The sequence below is a fragment of the Mesorhizobium sp. LNJC391B00 genome, from assembly GCF_000502535.1.
Classification (GTDB): Bacteria; Pseudomonadota; Alphaproteobacteria; order Rhizobiales; family Rhizobiaceae; genus Mesorhizobium.
Genome location: NZ_AYWI01000004.1, coordinates 448,430 through 465,633 on the forward strand (window position 1 = coordinate 448,430; position 17,204 = coordinate 465,633).

The following is a 17,204-nucleotide window of genomic DNA, read 5'->3' on the forward strand; positions in this document are numbered from 1 at the left end:
CGCCTTCGGCGACACCTTCTCCCACAAGGGGAGAAGGAAGAAACAAAAGGAAGGAGGAGGAACCATGCGCTACCAGAACGCCACGGCCTATCGCTTCCTCACGCCCTACCTCCTGATCTTCGCCATCTTCTGGGTGTGGCCGATCATCTCCTCGTTCATGATTTCCTTCCAGGCGACGCGCACGGTGCCCTGGCGCTTTGCGCCGACGTTCAACTGGGGCCGCCTGATCGGCGACCCCGCTTTCTTCAACGCGCTGAAGAACACGCTGCTCATCCTCGTGATCCAGGTGCCGGTGATGATCTCGCTGGCGATCATCATGGCGGTACTGCTGAACTCGCCGCTGCTGAAAGCACGTGGCCTCTACCGCTTTGCCTTCTTCGCTCCGGTGGTGGTCGGCGAGGTCGCCTATTCCGCCGTGTTCCGGCTGATGTTCAACCTGGATTTCGGCATCATCAACAAGCTCCTCGCCGGCGTCGGCCTGGCCAAGATCGACTGGTTCTCCAACGTCACACCGGCCATGGCGCTGATCATGATCGCGGTAACCTGGCGCTGGGCCGGCTACAACGCCATCATCCTGCTCGCCGGCCTGCAGTCGATCCCCGAGGACGTCTATGAAGCAGCGACGCTCGACCGCGTCAGCAAGCTCAAGCAGTTCTTCTACATAACGCTGCCGCTGCTCAAGCCGGTCATCGTGTTTTGCGCCGTGCTGTCGATCATCGGCACCATGCAGCTTTTCACCGAACCGTTCCTGATCACGGAGCGCGGCGGTCCCGGCGGCGGCACCGAGACGCTTGGCCTGCTGCTCTACCGCCAGGGTTTTCGTTCGCTCAATTTCGGCTATGCCTCGGCCGTCGCCTACACCATGGCGGGGCTGGCCATCGCCATCACGCTGGTGCAGCTGTGGCTGACAAGAGAGCCGAAATGAGAGGGGCGCCGAAATGAGTTCGCTCTCGCAACGCCGGCTCGGCCGCAGCGTCCTGCTACATCTGGTCCTGACGCCGCTGGCGGTGATCTGGCTGTTTCCGCTGTGGATGATGGTGGTGTTTTCGACCATGCCCGACAACGGCATTTTCAGCCCCGGCATCGAGCTTCTGCCGCACGGCAATTTCGTCGACAATTTCAACAATCTGCAGCGTGACACCAATTTCGTCGGCGCTATCGGCATTTCGGTGGCGGTGGCGGTGACCTACACCTTCTTCTCGGTGCTGCTGACCTCGATGGCCGGCTGGGCGCTCGCCCGCTATCAGTTCTTCGGCAAGGGCGCGGTGGTGGCGATCATCCTCGGCACCATCACGCTGCCCTATGCGGTGGTGCTGATCCCGCAATTCATCATGGTGGCGCGCGACTTCCAGCTCGCCAACACCTGGATTGCGCTGATCGTGCCACCCTTGTTCAATTCGCTGGGCGTGCTGTTCATGCGCCAGGCTTTCTCGATGATGCCGGCCGACCTTTTCGACGCGGCACGTGTCGAGGGCGTCAAGGAATGGCGTATCTTCCTGTTCGTCGCTTTGCCGCTGGCGCGGCCGATGCTGGCCGCACTCGCCATCATCCTGTTCCTCGCCTCGTGGAACAATTATCTCTGGCCGCTTTTGATCAACAGCCAGCCCGGCGCGATGACGGCCCCTGTGGCGCTCGGCACGCTGATCGGCCTGACCAAGGTCTCATGGGGCGGCATCATGGCCGGCGCCGTCATGCTGACCGTACCGATGCTGGTCGTCTTCGTGCTGCTGCAGCGCCATTTCATCGCCGGCATCGCCGCCGGCGCCGTCAAGTAGGACTAGAGCGATATGGCGGCAGTCACCCTCACCAATGTCGTAAAACGCTTCGGCGTCTATGAGATCATCCATGGCGCCAACATCGATATCGCCGATGGCGAGTTCGTCGTCTTTGTCGGCCCGTCGGGTTGTGGAAAATCGACGCTGCTCAGGATGATCGCCGGGCTGGAGGATATCAGCGGCGGCGAGATCGCCATTGGCGGCAAGGTGATGAATGATGTCGAGCCGGCCGAGCGCGGCATCGCCATGGTGTTCCAGTCCTACGCGCTCTACCCGCACATGAGCGTGGAGCAGAATCTGAGCTTTGGCCTCAGGATGACCGGCAACCCCAAGGAGGACACCGAGCGGCGGGTGAAGCGGGCCTCCGAAATCCTGCGCATCACAGAGTTGATGGCGCGGCGGCCGAGGCAATTGTCCGGCGGCCAGCGCCAGCGCGTCGCCATTGGCCGCGCCATCGTGCGCGAACCGCAAGTCTTCCTGTTCGACGAGCCGTTGAGCAATCTCGACGCCGAGCTGCGCGTCCAGATGCGGGTCGAGATCTCGCGCCTGCACAAGGAGCTCGGCACGACGATGATCTATGTCACCCACGACCAGACCGAAGCGATGACGCTCGCCGACCGGATCGTGGTGCTGCGCGGCGGCCATGTCGAGCAGATCGGCCGGCCGCTCGATCTCTACGACAATCCCGACAACCAGTTCGTCGCCGGCTTTGTCGGCTCGCCGAAGATGAATTTCATCAAGGGCCGCGTCGTCGGGCGCAACACGAGCAGCGTCACCGTCGAGCTGGTGGGCGAGGAAAAGACCCGCATCATGCAACCGTTGACCGGGGCCGTGCCGCAAACAGGAGCCAAGGTCATTGTCGGCGTGCGGCCCGAACATTTCGGCAATGGCGGCGAAGGCGACGCCGACCTCACCGTCGGCATCGACGTGGTCGAGCATCTCGGCGGCACCAGCTTCATCTATGCCAGGACCGCCCATGGCGAAGACCTGGTGATCCAGCGCGACGCGGCAAAGGTCCCCGACACCCAGGAGATCACCGTGTCCATCCGCAAATCCTATCTGTTCGATGAAAACGGCCAGCGGCTGCGCTGAGCCCTTCCAGCCTTGCAAGGAGAAATGACCATGACTGCAACCGCGCCCATCCGCTGGGGGATACTCGGGCCCGGCGACATCGCCAAAGCGTTCGCCCGCGGCGTGGCAGGCTCGCGCACCGGCACGATCGTGGCGCTCGGCGCCCGCAATCCCGGCAAGGCAGGCTTGGCCGAGACGTTTCCCGGCGCCCGCATCCTCGACGGTTACGACGCGCTGCTCGCCGACCCCGAGGTCGATGCCGTCTATATCGCCATCCCGCATCCCGGCCATGCCGAATGGGCAATCAAGGCGGCGGAAGCCGGCAAGCATGTGCTGTGCGAAAAGCCGCTGGCGCTGACCGCCTTCGAGGCCGACGCCATGATCCATGCCGCGCGCAAGGCTGGCACCTTCCTCGGCGAAGCGTTCATGTACCGGCTTCACCCGCAGACGGCGAAGCTGGTGGAACTCATCAAGTCGGGCGTCATCGGCGATGTCAGGCTGATGAAGTCGAGCTTCGGCTTCGCCATGCCGGGCTTCATGCCCGAGCACCGGCTCTACGCCAACGATCTCGCCGGCGGCGGCATCCTCGATGTCGGCGGCTATCCCGTCTCGATGGTGCGGCTGATTGCCGGGGCTGCGACTGGAAAACCCTTCGCCGAGCCGGACAAGGTTGTCGGCACCGCCCATCTCGGCAAGTCCGGCGTCGACGAATGGGCCTCGGCGCTGCTGCATTTTCCCGGTGGCATCGTCGCCGAGGTATCCTGCAGCATCTCCCTCAAACAGGACAATGTGCTGCGCATCCTCGGCACCAAGGGCCGCATCGAAGTGCCGGATTTCTGGTTCGCCGGCGGCGGCAACCGCGATGGCGGCCCTGGCCGGATCGATGTAATCCTCGCCGACGACACGCGCGATACCATCAGCGTCAACGAAACCCGCCATCTCTATTCCTTCGAGGTCGGCGCCGCCGGCGAGGCGATCCTGGCCGGCAAACAGGAGTTCGCCTGGCCGGGCATGAGCTGGGCCGACAGCCTCGGCACGCTGCGCGTCCTCGACAGATGGCGCGCCGCCGTCGGGCTCGAATATGAGATCGAAAAGCCGGCTAAGCGAACCAACACCATTTCGGGCCGGCCGCTGCGCACCGGCGGCACGGCCATTGGCAAGCGCAAGATTCCGGGCCTGTCGAAGCCGGCCTCCGTGGTGGCGCTCGGCTTCGAGGATTTCCGCACCTTCTCGTCGGGCGCAATCCTGCTCGACGCCTTCTTCGAGACCGGCGGCAATCTGTTCGATACCGGCTATGTCTACGGCGCCGGCTACACCGAAACGCTGCTTGGCCAGTGGCTCAGGAATCGCGGCGTGCGCGAGCAGTCGGTGATCATCGCCAAGGGCGCGCACTCGCCGCTCTGCTATCCCGATGTCATCGGCAAGCAGCTCGCCCAGTCGTTGGACCGGCTGCAGACCGACCATGTCGACCTCTATTTCATGCACCGCGACAACCCGGATGTGCCGGTCGGCGAATTCGTCGATGCGATGGACGCCGAGGCCAAGGCAGGCCGCATCCGCGGCCCGTTCGGCGGCTCGAACTGGACGATGGCGCGCATGGACGAGGCGATTGCCTATGCCGAGCGCACCGGCAAGCAGAAGCCCGGCGCGCTCTCCAACAATTTCTCGCTGGCCGAGATGCTGGAGCCGATCTGGGCCGGCTGCATCACCTCGTCGACCGACGACTGGAAATCCTGGCTGACGAAAAGGCAGATGCCGAACTTCGCCTGGTCGAGCCAGGGCCGCGGCTTCTTCACCGACCGCGCCGGCCGCGACAAGCAGGACAATGAGGAGCTGGTGCGGGTCTGGTATTCCGAGAAAAATTTCGGCCGCCGCGACCGCGCCATCGAGTTGGCGCAGCGCCTGGACAAAAGTCCGATCCACATCGCGCTCGCCTATGTGCTGGCGCAGCCTTTTCCGTCGGTGCCGTTGATCGGCCCGCGCACGCTGGACGAGTTGGAGGACAGTTTGAAGGCGCTGGATATCAAGCTGTCGGCGGCGGATGTGGCGTGGCTGGATAGCGGGCCGGAAAGGCGGCGGGCTTAGCAGCTAATCTCCCCCCTTGAGGGGGAGATGTCGCCGAAGGCGACAGAGGGGGTCGCCTCGCGTGGAGCGCTAACCTCCTTCTGCAGCGGCAGGTAGGCCGAGCCCAGTCGAACGACCCCCTCTGGCCTGCCGGCCATCTCCCCCGCAAGGGGGGAGATTAGCAGCTCATGCGTTCCACCTACCGATCGATCCGTGTCGACAAAATAATCGACGACGACGTCCGCTCGACCCCGTCCATCGCCCCGATCTCGTCCAGCAACGCATCCAGATCCCTGATCGACGGCGCGTCGACGATGACGATCATGTCGAAATTGCCGCTCACCGAGTGCAGCGTCCGTACCGGCGGCAGCGCCTGCAGCGCCCGCACCACCTTGTCGGCGAGCTTGGGCGTGACGGTGAGCAGCACATGCGCCCGCACAAGCCCCTGCTCGTAGTCCGGCGCCATCCGCACGCCATAGCCGGTGATGATGCCGCGCTGTTCCAGCCGCTCGATCCGGCTCTGCACTGTCGTGCGCGAAACGCCGAGCTGGCGCGCCAGCTCAGTGGTCGACGCGCGGGCATTGGCGCGCAGCAGGGAAAGCAGTTTTTGTTCGGCGTCACTGAGCATTTCGACGAACCTCGTCGGCGTATCGTTCAAGTGCAGGGTTCATTTCAAACGATCCCACGCTTCCTTTCGACAGGCAAGCTGCGATTCTTGAAGGCATCGCGTCCACCGCGCGGCGGTCTGGGCCAAAGAGTTTTCACGAGGGGCAAGGTCATGAAGAAAATCATCGTCGTCGGCGCCGGCAAGATCGGCTCCACCATTGCAGGCATGCTCGCCGACAGCGGCGACTACCACGTCACCGTTGTCGACCGCGCGGCGGCGCAGTTTGCCGCGGCCGAACTTCCCGCCGGCGTCGAGGGGCTGGAGCTCGATATCGCAGCGCCGGGCGCACTCGAGGCCGCGCTTGCCGGCGCCTTCGCCGTGCTGAGCGCCGCCCCCTTCCATTTGACCACGCGCATCGCCGAAGCGGCCGCCGCCACCGGCGTGCACTATCTCGATTTGACCGAGGATGTCGTCTCGACCCGCCGCGTCAAGGAGCTGGCCAAGTCGGGCAACAGCGCCTTCATTCCGCAATGCGGCCTGGCGCCGGGCTTCATCTCGATCGTCGCCAATGATCTCGCCAGCCGCTTCGACACGCTGGAAAGCGTTCGCATGCGCGTCGGCGCGCTGCCGCAATACCCGTCCAATGCGCTGAACTACAATCTGACCTGGAGCACCGACGGCGTCATCAACGAATATTGCGAACCCTGCGAGGCGATCGTCGAGGGCGAGCTGATCGAGGTGCCGCCGCTGGAGGAGCGCGAAGAGTTCTCGCTCGACGGCGTCACCTATGAGGCCTTCAACACCTCCGGCGGTCTCGGCACGCTGGCCGAGACGCTGAAGGGCAAGGTGCGCACGCTGAACTACCGCACCATCCGCTATCCCGGCCACGCGGCGATCATGAAGGCGCTGCTCAACGATCTCGGCCTGCGCCACCGCCGCGACGTGCTGAAGGATATCTTCGAGAGCGCCCTGCCGGCAACGCTGCAGGATGTGGTCATCGTCTTCGTCACCGTCTCGGGCCGCCGCAATGGCCGCCTGCTGCAGGAAACCTACGCCAACAAGATCTATTCGCAGCGCATCGGCAACCAGGTGCGCAGCGCAATCCAGATCACCACCGCCTCCGGCATCTGCGCCGTGCTCGACATGCTGGCCGACGGCACCTTGCCGGCGACCGGCTTCGTCAAGCAGGAAAACATCGCGCTGGATGCGTTTCTCGCCAATCGTTTTGGGCGCGCTTATGCGCAGCACGAGATGGTAAGCCGGCTGGCAAGCTGAGCTACTTCACCCTCCCCCTTGTGGGGAGGGTCGGCGCGCAATCGGAGCGAAGCGGAGATGGCGAGACGGGGTGGGGGTGAGCGCCGACGGTTGGCGAGGACCCCCACCCCGCTCCGCTCCGCGATCGACCCTCCCCACAAGGGGGNGGGGGGGGGGGGGGGGGGGGGGGGGGTGAGCGCCGACGGTTGGCGAGGACCCCCACCCCGCTCCGCTCCGCGATCGACCCTCCCCACAAGGGGGAGGGTGAAGCGCCCGCTACTTCCGCAGAGCCATCGGTCGTCCGAGCAGAAACCGGATGAAGTTGCCCGCGGTTCGCGGCGCCATGCGGGGCTGCGTTGCCTGTCGTGGCGCGCTTTGCCTTCGCGCTGGCACCTCGGGTTCGACACCCGGTCGGCCCACCGTAAAGGAGGGCCCCGAGACCGGCTTCCCCCTCAACACGTTGGCGGCGTTGTTGTCATGGATGACGATGCACCATTGCGCGCCCTTCGATGCCGCCACGACGGTGTTGAAGCGCGTCGCCATTTTTGCGTGGTGCTCGCTGTAGACGCCGCTCATCTCCGGCGATCTCCTTTCGACCAGCGTGCCGAACGCCGACGTGACATAGTCGTGGTGCGTGTAGCGTCCGCTTGCCGTGTCGAAATTCTGGCCGTCCGGAAAGGCAATGTAGAGCGGCTGCAGGTCCACCACACGCTTTTCGATCTCCCGGCGCGCGTAGTGCTCGACGCGCTCCATGAAGGTCGGCGCCAGCGCGTCGTCGCTGTCGAGCCGCGTGAGCGAAACATAGTCGGCATCGGTATCGGCCTGGACGAAGGCATTGAAGCGATCATTGTAATCCTCGCCGGCCTCGACAAGGATCGGCCTGACGTCGACACCGGCCACGCAGCTGCACACGGTGCGAATATAATTCTCGTGCGTATCGGCATCGAACGCCAGAAGGACGGTAAAATCCTTCAGCGACTGGCCTTCGAGCGACGACGCGCAATAGGTGTCGAACAACGCCAGGCGCTCGACCAGCCAGACCGGGTCGAGATTGGCGCGGCCCTTTCCGTCCCACTGGCTTGGCTTGAAGCCAGCGGCGATGTTGTAGCGTATGGCGATGTATTTCTTCAGGCCGGTGTCCATGGACCGACACTTAGTACATTCCGCTGATCTGCGACAACCGACGGCTGAGCGGCCACCCTCCCCCTTGTGGCGAGGGTCGGCTCGCGGTCGGAGCGAAGCGGAGATGGCGAGACGGGGTGGGGGTGCGCCCTACGAGGACCCCCATCCCGCTCCGCTTCGCGGATCGACCCTCCCCACGAGGGCAGTGTAAGCGCACTTCAAACATGCAGCGCGTGGCCCAGGGCCTTCAGCGCGGCTTCCTGGAAACCCTCACCCTGCGTCGGATGGGCATGGATGGTGCCGGCGATATCCTCCAGCCGCGCGCCCATTTCCAGCGCCAGTCCGAATGCCGCCGCCAGTTCCGACACGCCTTGCCCGACCGCCTGGATGCCCAGCACCAGATGGTTGTCCGCGCGGGCGACCACCCGGACGAACCCGTCCTCGCCGAGCTTGGTCATCGCGCGACCGTTGGCGGCAAACGGAAACTGACCGATCTTGATTTCGCCCAGCGCCTTCGCCTCTTCCGGCGTCAGCCCGGCGGTAACCAGTTCCGGATCGGTGAAGCAGACGGCCGGGATCGAGCGCTTGTCCCAGCTGCGCTTGTGGCCGGCGACCATCTCGGCCACCATTTCGCCTTGCGCCATTGCCCGGTGCGCCAGCATCGGCTCGCCGGTGACGTCGCCAATGGCATAGATGCCGCGCATCGAGGTGCGGCACTGGTCGTCGATCTTGATGAACTTGCCGGCCATGTCGAGATCGATCTGATCGAGGCCCCAGCCCTCCGTCACCGGCTTGCGGCCGGCCGTGACCAGGATCTTGTCGGCGGCAATTCTGGCGCTCTTGCCGTCTGCGGTCTCGACCAGCAGCGCGTCGCCCTTGACCTCCTTGGCCTTGGCGCCTGTCATGACCTCGACGCCGAGCTGGGCCAGCCGTTTCACCACCGGCCGGGTCAGTTCCGCATCATACTGCGCCAGCACGCGCGGCAAGGCCTCGACCACGGTCACCGCGGCGCCCATTTTGGCGAACGCCATGCCGAGTTCCAGCCCGATATAGCCGCCGCCGACCACGGCGAGCTTTTTCGGCACCTCGCCGAGAGCCAGCGCTTCTGTGGATGAAATCACCGGGCCGCCGAACGGCAGGAACGGCAGTTCCACCGTCGCCGAGCCGGTGGCGATCACAACCGTTTCGGCGCGGATGATCTGGGTGCCGGTCTCGGTCTCGACCGCGACGGTCTTGCCGTCGCGGAACGTCGCCCAGCCATAGACGGTCTTGACCTTGGCCTTCTTCAGTAGCCCGGCAACGCCCCCGGTCAGCCGGCTAACAATGCCGTCCTTCCACGCAACCGTCTTGCCGAGATCGAGCACGGGCGCTGCTACCGAGATGCCGAGCGGACTGCTGCCGCCGGCCATATGCGCGACCTTCTCGAACTCTTCCGCCGCATGGATCATCGCCTTGGACGGGATGCAGCCGACATTGAGACAGGTGCCGCCCGGTTTGCCGGCTTCAACGATCACCGTATCGATGCCGAGCTGGCCGGCACGGATAGCGCAGACGTAGCCGCCGGGCCCGGCGCCGATGACCAGCAGCTTGCAGGAGATTTCTTTCATGGCGTGACCCTTTGATGCGAGGGAATGTTCCGTCGCGATCCTTCGCGCCCCCCTCTGTCCTGCCGGACATCTCCCCCACGAGGGGGGAGATCAGCAGCTTCTTCGCTTCGCTCATTCCTGCAACGATGGAGATTGGCGAAACCCTGCGTGACGTCCCATCTCCCCCCTTGTGGGGGAGATGCCGGGTAAGGCAGAGGGGCGCGCTGTCCCGCCGTCATCTCGCTTGTTCCGCCCCTCAATCCACAAATATCAGCGCCGGCGTCTCAATCAGCGCCTTGATGCGCTGCACAAAGACCGCCGCATCCCAGCCGTCGACCACCCGGTGGTCAAAGCTCGACGACAGGTTCATCATCTTGCGCGGGATGAACTGGGTGCCGTCCCAGACCGGCCGCACCATCATCTTGTTGACGCCGACGATCGCCACTTCAGGATGATTGATGACCGGCGTCGTCGCCACGCCGCCCATGGCGCCGAGCGAGGTGATGGTGATGGTCGATCCCGACAGCTCGTCGCGGCTGGCCGTGCCGGACTTCGCCGCTTCGGCCAGGCGGTTGAGCTCGGCCGCGCAATCCCAGAGGTCGCGCGCCTCGGCGTGCTTGACCACCGGCACCACCAGGCCCGACGGCGTCTGCGCGGCAATGCCGATATGGACGCCGCCATGCTGATGGATGATGCCGGCCTCGTCGTCGAACAGCGCGTTGATGTTGGGCTGGTCGGCAATCGCCTTGGCCATCGCCCGCATCAGGAACGGCAGCAGCGTCAGCTTCGGCCTCTCCACACCCTTGCGCTTTTCCTTGTTGAGCGCCGCGCGCAACTCCTCAAGTGCTGTGACGTCGATCTCCTCGACATAGGTGATGTGCGGGATGCGTGACTTCGCCAGCGACATTTTTTCGGCGATCTTGCGCCGCAGTCCGATGACCTTGATATCCTCGACGCTGTCATTGCGCGCCAGACCCGACGCCTTCGCTACCTGCGGTCCGCGTGCCAGGAATGCCTCGATATCTTCGTGGCTGATGCGGCCGGCAGGGCCGGTACCCGACACCTGGCGCAGATCGATCCCCGCCTCCTTCGCCCTGAGCCGGATGGCGGGCGACGCCAGGGGCTTTTCGCCCTCCGGGCGCGGCGCGCCGGAGGGTGCCGCACCTTTAGATGTCGGCGCAGCACCCCCCCCCCCCCCCCCCCCCCCCCCCCCCCCCCCCCCCCCCCCCCCCCCCCCCCCCCCCCCCCCCCCCCCCNCGCCAGGGGCTTTTCGCCCTCCGGGCGCGGCGCGCCGGAGGGTGCCGCACCTTTAGATGTCGGCGCAGCACCCCCACCCCTGGCCCCTCCCCACAAGGGGGAGGGGGATTCAGTCTCAGCTGCCCGTGCGCTTTTGGCTGCTGGTGCAGGTGGTGGCGACTTGGCGTCGGATTTCGTGGCCGAAACGCCTCCCTCTTGTGGGGGTCCGGAGGACGGGCGAAACCCGTGGCTCGCCCCGGCAGGGGTGGGGGTCGGTGCCGCCGTGACCTCTGACGATTTCGAGCCTTCGGCGACATTGCCCTCCCCCGCCACTTTCAGCCGCACGATCGGCGAGCCGATCGCCACCGTGTCGCCGATCTCGGCGCCCAGCCACAGGATCTCGCCATCGACCGGCGAAGGTATTTCCACCGTCGCCTTGTCGGTCATCACGGCGGCAAGCACCGAGTCCTCGCGCACGAGGTCGCCGACCTTGACGTGCCACTCCACAAGTTCGGCCTCGGCGACGCCTTCACCGACATCCGGCAGCTTGATGATGTGTTCGCCCATCCCTAGGCTCCCATGGTTTCGAGAAGCGCGCGGCCGACACGGGCCGGCCCCGGGAAATAATCCCATTCCTGCGCATGCGGGTAGGGCGTGTCCCAACCGGTGACGCGCGCCACCGGCGCTTCCAGATGGTAGAAACAATTTTCCTGCACCAGCGCCGACAGCTCGGCGCCGAAGCCGGAGGTCAGTGTCGCCTCGTGCACGACGACGCAGCGTCCGGTCTTCTTCACCGAAGCGACTATCGCGTCGAGATCGAGCGGCAGCAGGGTCCGCAAATCGATGATCTCGGCATCGATGCCGGTTTCTTCCACCGCCGCCTGCGCGACATAGACCATGGTGCCGTAGGCGAGCACGGTGACGGCCGAGCCCGCCCGGCGGATCGCCGCCTTGCCGAGCGGCACCGTGTAATGGCCGTCGGCGACCTCGCCCAGTTCATGCTTCGACCATGGCGTCACCGGCCGGTCGTGATGGCCATCGAACGGTCCGTTATAGAGCCGCTTCGGCTCCAGAAAAATCACCGGATCGGGATCCTCGATCGCCGCGATCAGCAGCCCCTTGGCATCATGAGGATTGGACGGCACCACCGTCTTCAGCCCCGACACATGGGTGAACAGCGCTTCCGGGCTCTGGCTGTGCGTCTGGCCGCCAAAGATGCCGCCGCCGGTCGGCATGCGGACCACGATCGGACAGGTGAAATCGCCGTTCGAGCGGTAGCGCAGGCGTGCTGCTTCCTGCGTCAGCTGGTCGTAAGCCGGGTACATGTAGTCGGCAAACTGAATTTCCACGCATGGCTTCAGCCCATAGGCGGCCATGCCGATGGCGGAGCCGACAATGCCGGATTCGTTGATCGGCGCATCGAAGCAGCGGGTCTTGCCGTACTTCGCTTGCAGGCCTGCCGTGCAGCGGAAGACACCCCCGAAGAAGCCGACATCCTCGCCATAGACGATGACGCGTTCGTCGCGCGCCATCGACACGTCCATGGCGTCGCGGATCGCCTCGATCATGGTCCGTCTCGGCATGGTCAGACTCCCGCCTGCTGGCGCTGGCGCCTGAGATGCGGCGGCATCTCGGCAAACACGCCCTCGAACATCTCGCGCGTCGACGGCTTGCCGCCCGCATGCAGCGTGCCGTGGCCTTCAGCTTCCTTCTGCGCCGCGATCACCGTCTCGAGGATTTCCGCTTCGGCCTGGGCGTGACGCTCGTCCGACCAGACGCCGCGTTGGATCAGATGGTTCTTCAGCCGCATCACCGGATCGCCGAGCGGCCAGGCGTCGGATTCCGTCTTCGGCCGATAGGCCGACGGATCGTCCGAGCTCGAATGCGCGCCGGCACGGTAGGTGACATATTCGATCAGCGTCGGCCCGAGATTCTGCCGCGCCCGCTCCGCCGCCCATTTGGCCACGGCATGCACGGCGAGATAATCATTGCCGTCGACGCGCAGCGCCGGAATGCCGAAGCCGAGGCCGCGCGCGGCAAAGGTGCCGGAGCCGCCACGCGCAATGCCTTGAAACGTCGAGATCGCCCACTGGTTGTTGACGACGTTGAGGATGACCGGCGCCTTGTACGTCGAGGCGAACACCAGTGCGGAATGGAAATCGGATTCGGCCGTCGAGCCGTCGCCGATCCACGCCGCCGCGATTTTCGAATCGTTGCTGATAGCGGAAGCCATCGCCCAGCCGACCGCCTGGATGTATTGCGTCGCCAGATTGCCGGAGATCGAGAAGAAGCCATGCTCCTTCGACGAATACATGATCGGCAGCTGCCGCCCTTTGAGCGGATCGGCCTCGTTGGAATAGATCTGGTTCATCATCGTGACCATCGGATAGCCGTCGGCGATGAGCAGGCCGGCTTGCCGATAGGTCGGGAAATTCATGTCGCCTGGCGCCAGCGCCTTGCGGAAAGCGCAGCTCACCGCCTCTTCGCCCAGATGCTGCATGTAGAACGAGGTCTTGCCCTGGCGCTGCGCCATCTGCATGCGCGCATCGAAGCTGCGCAGCGTCATCATGTGGCGCAACCCCTCGAGCAGCTCCTCGTCGGTGAGCAGCCCGGCCCACGGCCCGACCGCCTCACCGGTGCGGTTGAGCACACGGATGATCGAAAACGCCATGTCGCGGATGGTGCGCGGATCGACATCGATGTCCGGTCGCGGCACCGAGCCGGCCTTGGGGATCGGCACGTTGGAGAAGTCGGGCGTTCCGCCCGGCCGCACTTCCGGCTCCGGCACATGAAACCGCAACATCCCAGCATCGGTCATGACCATGGTCCTCCCATTTGCCTGGCGTCGATATTTGCACATCCGCGCGCCCGGCACAGCGCCAATTCATGGGGCGCCGCAACCCATCCGGCGTCACGGCCGGCAGGCGACCGCAAGATGCAGATATGTCGGCGAAATTTCTTGTCGATGTTGGGGAGCGGCGCGCAATTAGGCGCAAAGTTTTGCAGGATTTCCAGCAGATAGTCACTTCACGGCCTCCGGGAGAGATGAACGCATCAAGGTCGGCGAACTGGCGCTTTCCTCTCCCCGTGTTCGGGGGAGAGGTGTCGAGCGAAGCTCGACGGAGTGGGGGTCGACCCTTAGCGCGGTACGGCAGGATTCTTGCGCCTTGTCCCTGTTCAATGTCCGTNGTCGAGCGAAGCTCGACGGAGTGGGGGTCGACCCTTGGGCGCTAGGCAATGCTTGAGATAGCCCTTCCTTTGTCCGTTCGCGGCGATTGCCACGTGGCTCCCCCACTCCGTCTCGGCTTCGCCGAGCCACCTCTCCCCCCTCCGGAGGGAGAGGAAGGGCGCCAAGGTCTCGAACGCTTTGGAGAACGTTCACTCAGCGACCGCATCATGCTAACCACCCTCCATGGCGCAGAAAAAAGGATACGAGGTCGATTCGTGGCTGGCGAAGCCTGACGCGCGCATATCGATCGTCCTGCTTTACGGACCCGACCGCGGCTTGGTCGCCGAGCGGGCCAAAACCTTTGCCGCGAAAACCGGCCTGCCGCTCGACGATCCGTTCTCAGTCGTCCGGCTCGATGGCGCGGAGGTCGATCGCGACCAGGGCCGGCTGCTCGACGAAGCCCGCACCGTGCCGATGTTCTCCGACCGGCGGCTTCTGTGGGTGCGAAATGCCAGCGGCCAGAAGGCGCTGGCCGACGACGTCAAGGCGCTGACCGCGGAGCCCGCGCGCGACGCCATCATTCTCATCGAGGCTGGCGACCTGAAAAAGGGCGTCGGACTGCGCGCGATCGTCGAGGCCGCCGACACCGCCATGGCGCTGCCTTGCTACGCCGATGAAGCCCGCGACATCGACAGCGTCATCGACGACGAGTTGCGCAAGGCCGGCATGTCGATGGCGCTCGACGCACGCCAGGCGCTGCGCCGCAATCTCGGCGGCGACCGGTTGGCCTCACGCGGCGAGATCGAAAAGCTGGTGCTTTATGCCCACGGCCAGAAGGACATCAGCCTCGACCACGTCAGGGCGATGTCCGGCGACGTCTCCGGCGCCTCCTTCGACGACGCGGTCGATGCTGTGCTGGAAGGCAAGATCGGTGACTTCGACACCGCCTTCACCCGCCACTGCCTGTCCGGCGGCCATCCTTTCCTGGTGCTGTCCTCGGCGATGCGGCAGCTGCAGCAGCTTCAGGTCATGCGCGGCCAGATGGACACCGCCGGCCGCAACGCCGCCTCGGCCGTGGCCGGCGCCCGTCCGCCGGTGTTTTTCTCGCGGCGCAAGCTGGTGGAGAAGGCGCTGGAGCGCTGGAACGTCGAGGCGCTCAGCCGCGCGCTGAACCGGCTGCAATCGGCCGTGCTGCAGACCAGGCGCAGGCCGGATTTGTCGGAAGCGCTGGCGCGGCAGGCGCTGCTCGGCATTGCGGTGGAGAGCGCGAGGCTGGCGCAGCGGTGATCTCCCCCCTTGAGGGGGAGATGTCGCCAAAGGCGACAGAGGGGGTCGCGGCGCGTGGAGCGCTGGCGCCTTTCGCAACGACAAACGAGGTCGGCGCTTGATGGGAGACGACCCCTTCTGGCCTGCCGGCCATCTCCCCCTCAAGGGGGGAGATCAGCAGTTCGATCCCTTCGGCAATCGCCAATAAAAAAGAAGGGCCGGCAACCGCCAAGCCCTTTCTTCATCCTAAGCCAGAACTTCATTCGCCGGCTAAATATGGCGCAGCCCCAACCCTCTACCGCTCATCCTTCAACCGCCGGCATAGCTCGTCGAGCTGCTCCAGACTGCGGTAGTCCACGCGGATCGCGCCGCCTTTGCCCTTGTGCTCGATGGTCACGATCATGCCGATCGTGTTGGTCATCAGCCTTTCCAGCGCCAGCGTGTCGGCATCCTTGCCCGATGCGCCGTGTGCTGGTTTTGCCTTGGGCGGCGTGCCGCCCGCCGGCATCTGCGCCAGCGCCTCAGCCTGGCGCACCGAAAGCCCTTCTTCGACGATCTGCTTGGCTAGCCCGGCGGGATCCTGCGCCGTCACCAGCGTCCGGGCATGGCCGGCCGACAGCACGCCGTCGACCAGCATGTCGCGGATTACGTCGGGCAGCTTCAACAGCCTGAGCGTGTTGGCGACGTGGCTGCGGCTCTTGCCGATGACATTGCCGAGGTCGGCCTGTGTGTAGCCGTGGTCGTCGATCAACTGCTGGTAGCCGAGCGCCTCCTCGACCGGGTTGAGATCGGTGCGCTGGACGTTTTCTATGATCGCCAGTTCCAGCGCTGTGCGGTCGTTGACGTCGCGCACGATGATCGGGATCTCGGTCAGCCCGGCGCGCTGCGCCGCCCGCCAGCGGCGCTCGCCGGCGATGATCTCGTAGCGCCCGGCCTGCGTCGGCGAAGGCCGCGCCACTACCGGCTGCACGACGCCATGTTCGCGGATCGATTGCGCGAGATCCGTCAGATCGGCGTCGCCGAAATGCCGGCGCGGGTTTTTCGGGTTCGGGCTCAGAAACTCGATCGGCACCTTGCCGTCGGCATTCAGGCCTGGCTTTTCGGCCGCTGCCACCGGGCGGTCGATCTCCCCGATCAGCGCCGCCAGTCCACGCCCCAGTCTCTTTCTCGAAAGGTCTTCGCTCATCTCAATTCCAGATTCTTGATCGTTTCGGTGCCGGATCGCTTTGTTTATCGACCCTGCCTAATCATGCAGCGCGCAATTTTCGCTCGCGGCGGATCACTTCGGATGCCAATTGCAGATAGGCCTGGCTGCCGGAGCATTTCAGGTCATAGAGGATCGCCGGCTTGCCATAGGAGGGCGCCTCGGACACCCGCACATTCCTAGGAATGATGGTCTCGTAGACCTTGTCGCCCATATGTGCCCGCACGTCCTGCACCACCTGGTTGGCGAGGTTGTTGCGGCCGTCATACATGGTCAGCACGATGCCCTGGATGATCAAGTCCGGATTGATCGAACGGCGCACCTGCTCCACCGTTTCCAGGAGTTGGCTTAGCCCTTCCAGCGCGAAGAACTCGCACTGCAGCGGCACAAGAACAGAATCGGCTGCCGCCATTGAATTCAACGTCAAAAGGTTGAGCGAGGGCGGGCAGTCGATCAGCACATAGCCGAACGGCGCACCGCGCTCGGTGGCGGCGCGCAGCGCGTTGCGCAGCTTAAGCACGCGATCCGGCGCCGAGGCGATTTCCATCTCGATGCCGAGCAGATCGAGCGTCGACGGCACGATCGACAGGCCGGGCACCGCCGTTGGAATGGCCGCCTCTTCCAGGCCCAGTTCGCCGGTCAGCACATCGTAGGAGGAGACGGTGCGGTCCTTGCGGTCGATACCGAGACCCGTCGAGGCATTGCCTTGCGGGTCGAGATCGACGATCAGCACCTTTTCGCCGATCGCGGCCAGCGCCGTGGCCAGATTGATGGCGGTGGTTGTCTTGCCGACGCCGCCCTTCTGGTTGGCGACGGTGATGGTGCGAGGTCCGGTTTTCATGGGTCTGTG

At 65.0% G+C, this 17,204-nt stretch carries 13 protein-coding genes and 2 pseudogenes; 6 read left to right on the top strand and 9 right to left on the bottom strand.

Features of this window, described 5'->3' with window-relative positions; genetic code table 11:
- Nucleotides 1–64: 64 nt before the first annotated feature.
- The 4 genes from X750_RS151710 to X750_RS151695 are packed head-to-tail and all read left to right on the top strand — an operon-like array spanning nt 65 to nt 4,931.
- Nucleotides 65–925, top strand: coding sequence for a sugar ABC transporter permease (locus X750_RS151710; protein WP_023672163.1), 861 nt, complete (start codon nt 65–67; stop codon nt 923–925).
- A gap of 13 nt (nt 926–938) precedes the next feature.
- The gene (locus X750_RS151705; RefSeq protein WP_023672164.1) at nt 939–1,775 is read left to right on the top strand and encodes a carbohydrate ABC transporter permease; all 837 of its coding nucleotides are present in this window, start codon (nt 939–941) and stop codon (nt 1,773–1,775) included.
- 12 nt (nt 1,776–1,787) lie between these two features.
- A complete protein-coding gene (gene ugpC / locus X750_RS151700) occupies nt 1,788–2,867 on the top strand; it encodes a sn-glycerol-3-phosphate ABC transporter ATP-binding protein UgpC (RefSeq protein ID WP_023726711.1) in 1,080 nt (359 codons plus the stop codon).
- A 30-nt stretch (nt 2,868–2,897) separates the two neighbouring features.
- A complete protein-coding gene (locus X750_RS151695) occupies nt 2,898–4,931 on the top strand; it encodes an aldo/keto reductase (protein ID WP_023747423.1) in 2,034 nt (677 codons plus the stop codon).
- Nucleotides 4,932–5,109: 178 nt separating this feature from the next.
- Here the strand turns inward: X750_RS151695 and X750_RS151690 are convergent, their stop codons facing one another.
- Nucleotides 5,110–5,538 carry an Lrp/AsnC family transcriptional regulator gene (locus X750_RS151690; protein ID WP_023672167.1) on the bottom strand — a complete coding sequence of 143 codons (429 nt, stop codon included), beginning with the start codon at nt 5,536–5,538 and terminating at the stop codon, nt 5,110–5,112.
- 150 nt (nt 5,539–5,688) lie between these two features.
- On the opposite strand from X750_RS151690, the gene X750_RS151685 reads away from it, so the two are divergent.
- Nucleotides 5,689–6,792 (top strand): saccharopine dehydrogenase family protein, encoded by a 1,104-nt coding sequence (locus tag X750_RS151685; protein WP_023747424.1) that lies wholly within the window; start codon nt 5,689–5,691, stop codon nt 6,790–6,792.
- 255 nt (nt 6,793–7,047) lie between these two features.
- Here the strand turns inward: X750_RS151685 and X750_RS151680 are convergent, their stop codons facing one another.
- The 6 genes and pseudogenes from X750_RS151680 to X750_RS151665 all read right to left on the bottom strand — a co-directional run bounded on the left by X750_RS151680 (nt 7,048) and on the right by X750_RS151665 (nt 13,533).
- Nucleotides 7,048–7,914 carry a glycosyltransferase gene (locus X750_RS151680; protein WP_023747425.1) on the bottom strand — a complete coding sequence of 289 codons (867 nt, stop codon included), beginning with the start codon at nt 7,912–7,914 and terminating at the stop codon, nt 7,048–7,050.
- Between the two features lie 197 nt (nt 7,915–8,111).
- Nucleotides 8,112–9,500, bottom strand: coding sequence for a dihydrolipoyl dehydrogenase (gene lpdA, locus X750_RS151675; protein WP_023747426.1), 1,389 nt, complete (start codon nt 9,498–9,500; stop codon nt 8,112–8,114).
- 235 nt (nt 9,501–9,735) lie between these two features.
- Nucleotides 9,736–10,632: pseudogene (locus X750_RS0132660) on the bottom strand (dihydrolipoamide acetyltransferase family protein); the annotation flags it as partial.
- A gap of 104 nt (nt 10,633–10,736) precedes the next feature.
- Nucleotides 10,737–11,282 (bottom strand): annotated as a pseudogene (locus tag X750_RS1000000167365) (biotin/lipoyl-containing protein); the annotation flags it as partial.
- 2 nt (nt 11,283–11,284) lie between these two features.
- The gene (locus X750_RS151670) at nt 11,285–12,298 is read right to left on the bottom strand and encodes an alpha-ketoacid dehydrogenase subunit beta (RefSeq protein WP_023672171.1); all 1,014 of its coding nucleotides are present in this window, start codon (nt 12,296–12,298) and stop codon (nt 11,285–11,287) included.
- A gap of 2 nt (nt 12,299–12,300) precedes the next feature.
- On the bottom strand, nt 12,301–13,533 hold the full coding sequence (locus X750_RS151665) for a 3-methyl-2-oxobutanoate dehydrogenase (2-methylpropanoyl-transferring) subunit alpha (RefSeq protein ID WP_023687602.1): 1,233 nt from the start codon (nt 13,531–13,533) through the stop codon (nt 12,301–12,303).
- 594 nt (nt 13,534–14,127) lie between these two features.
- Here X750_RS151665 and holA point away from each other — a divergent pair.
- Complete coding sequence (gene holA / locus X750_RS151660; protein WP_023747427.1) at nt 14,128–15,171, top strand: DNA polymerase III subunit delta; 1,044 nt, start codon at nt 14,128–14,130, stop codon at nt 15,169–15,171.
- A 274-nt stretch (nt 15,172–15,445) separates the two neighbouring features.
- Here holA and X750_RS151655 read toward each other — a convergent pair whose 3' ends face one another.
- Nucleotides 15,446–16,336, bottom strand: a complete 891-nt coding sequence (locus X750_RS151655; RefSeq protein ID WP_023692912.1) for a ParB/RepB/Spo0J family partition protein — start codon at nt 16,334–16,336, stop codon at nt 15,446–15,448.
- Between the two features lie 61 nt (nt 16,337–16,397).
- Nucleotides 16,398–17,195, bottom strand: a complete 798-nt coding sequence (locus X750_RS151650) for a ParA family protein (RefSeq protein ID WP_023692913.1) — start codon at nt 17,193–17,195, stop codon at nt 16,398–16,400.
- Between the last annotated feature and the right edge of the window lie 9 nt (nt 17,196–17,204).